Source organism: Pedobacter sp. 01T416_2 (genome assembly GCF_056398925.1).
This window is the reverse complement of sequence record NZ_JBFTQI010000741.1, coordinates 1-2894: the sequence shown is the minus strand read 5'-3', so window position 1 is coordinate 2894 and position 2894 is coordinate 1. Positions and strand designations below refer to the sequence as shown.

At 43.3% G+C, this 2894-nt stretch carries 1 protein-coding gene; it reads right to left on the bottom strand.

The window, feature by feature from the left end:
* The coding region (locus AC1DPQ_RS23390) for a Calx-beta domain-containing protein (RefSeq protein WP_477611033.1) at positions 1–2894 on the bottom strand (2894 nt) is incomplete at both ends.

Sequence of the window (2894 nt, the reverse complement as noted above, 5' to 3'; positions counted from 1 at the left end):
GTATAATCGTTGCCTGCAATAGCGGTACCGTTCGAAGTAGCATAATCGACAGTAAAACCTGCCTGAACCGCATTACTTAAGGTTACGGTATAGGTAGCTGTTCCTGCTGCTTCATCAATACTGGCTGGCGTGGCAGAAATACTCACCGTAGCCACATCATTATCATTAATGGTTCCGATTCCTTCCGCCTGTGAAATACTAACCGGAGCAGTAGCTCCGCTTAAAGTTACTTTGAACCTTTCAGTGTTTTCAGTGATGTTATCGTTTGTTATCGGAATAAGAATGCTTTGTGTTGCACCTGAAACCGATCCTGCAGGGAAAGTAACTACTCCCGTTTGAGCGATATAATCGGCTCCTGCAATTGCAGTATCATTAGAAGTTGCATAATTTACTGAAAGGGCATCTTGTATATTTCCGGTCAATGTTACGGTGAAGGTCATGTTGCCAACGTTTTCTAAAGCAGAAACACTGTTAATGGCCACACTTGCTGCATCATCATCGATAATGCTGGCTGTTCCGGTTGCCCCTGCTGCAGGAATAGTTACTGCCGATCCGGCACTTATGCTGTTTAATGTTACCGTAAAGGTTTCGGTACTTTCGGTAATGGCATCATTAATCACCGGAATATTGAAAGTCTGCGTAGCGCCGTTAACAGAACCGGCAGGAAAAGTTACACTACCTGTTGTGGCAGTATAATCAGAACCAGCTAATGCCGTTCCATTTGCAGTTGTATAATTCACCGTAAATGCATCCTGAACGTTACCAGTTAAGGTTACTGTAAATGTTGCATTACCTCCATTTTCTGCTAATGATATGCTGTTGATTGCAACAGTTGCCTGATCGTTATCGGCAATATTTACGGTTGCAGGAATGGTACCCGCTGTAATGGCCGGGTTGTTAGTTGCGGCCGTCATGGTTAAAATAACGGTTTCTGTTGGCTCCACAAAAGTATCATCTTGCACCAGCACCTGTACGGTTTTACTGGTTTGTCCAGCCGGGATAGTTACCGTTGTACCAAGCGAAGTATAATCAGTTCCGTTGCTTGCTGTTCCGCTTACTGCAAAAGTAACCTGTGTATCAGTTGTAGCAGCATTACTTAATGTGAAGGTAAACAAACCTGGCGTACCTGGTTCTGCACCATCATTCGTGGCGGCTACTGTTATTGTTGCCGTTGTATTATCGGTAATATTAATTGTTGCCGTTTTATCAGCTGGGATTGGCGAAATACTTACCAATGCACTGGTTGTAGATACGAGGGTTGCCACCACTGTTTCTGCTCCTTCAACCAATAAATCGGTTCTAACTGGAATGGTGATGGTTCCTGTAGTCTGCCCTGCCGGGATAATAATCGTTTTGCTTATGGTTGTATAATCATTTCCTTCTGTTGCCGTACCACCTAAAGTATAGGTAATCTCAGTATCAGTTGAAGATGGATTACTTAAGCTTACCGTAAAGGTTCCGTTTATAGGTCCGTTTTCATTTCCTGATGTTCCTGCTGTAATCGCTACCGTTGCCGCATCGTTATCTACAATGGTCGCAGTAGCCGTAGCATTACTGATAATAACCACACCTCCAGTAATTCCACTCAGTGTAGCGCTAAAGGTTTCGGATGCTTCGGCAATATTATCATTGTTTATCGGAACTGTAAAAGTTAATATACTTCCTGCCGCAGCATTTGTCGGGAAGTTTAATGTTCCGATTGTAGTGGTGTAATCTAAACCTGCCAAAGCAGTACCATCGGTTGTACTGTAATTTACACTGAACGGGTTTTGAACCGCATTGTTCAGCGTAACTGTAAAGGTTGCGGTGCCTGCTGTTTCATTAATGGTAGGCGTAGTCGAAATACTAATACTCGCCGTATTGGCATCAATAATATTGATACTTGCTGGCGTTGTATTTACGGTTACCGCACTGTTCGAAGTGGCTAAAGTCGCAATTACCGTTTCTGTATTTTCGGTAACAGCATCAGGCTGAACATCGATGGTAATGGTTGCTGTAGTTTGACCAGCAGGAATAGTAATGGTTTTGGTTACTATCGTCGAGTAGTCGGTTCCTTCGGTTGCAGTTCCASCTAAAGTATARGTAAGYTGTGTATCGGTTGATGCCGGATTGCTTAAGGTTACCACAAAGGTTCCTTTTATTGGTCCCGTTTCGTTACCGTTTACACCTGCAGCAATGGTAGCAACAGAAGTATCGTTATCGGTAATGGTTACCGGAGCAATTGCAGTTCCGATGGTTACCAATCCGCCGGTTACACCAGTTAAGGTTCCATTAAAAGTTTCGCTCGGTTCAACTAAATTATCGTTATTAATCGGAACGGTAAATGTTAAAGTAGCACCCGCAGGAGAATTTGCAGGGAAATTTAAGGTTCCGCTGGTGGCAGTATAATCCAGGCCAGCAACTGCTGTTCCATTTGTGGTAGCGTAAGTAACATCAAATGCACTTTGAACGGCACTACTTAAAGTTACCGTAAATGTAGCTGTTCCCGCAGCCTCATCAATACTGGTTGGACTAGTTGAAATGCTAACTGTTGCCGTATTGTTATCCAGAATATTAATACTTGCCGTTTTACTAGCTGGTGCTGTAGTAATGCTTACCAAGGCACTGTTTGAAGCAAGGAGACTGGCAATAACCGTTTCCGTTCCTTCTACAGCCAAATCTGTTTTAACAGGTATGGTAATTGTTCCGCTAGTTTGTCCGGCAGGAATGGTGATCGTTTTGGTTACAATGGTATCGTAATCTGCTCCTTCTGTTGCTGTTCCAGCCAAAGTATACGTAATTTCCGTATCTGTAGATGATGGATTACTTAAGCTTACCGTGAATGTTCCGTTAACAGGCCCGTTTTCATTTCCTGTGGTTCCGGCCGTAATGGTTGCAATTGAGCTATCATTATC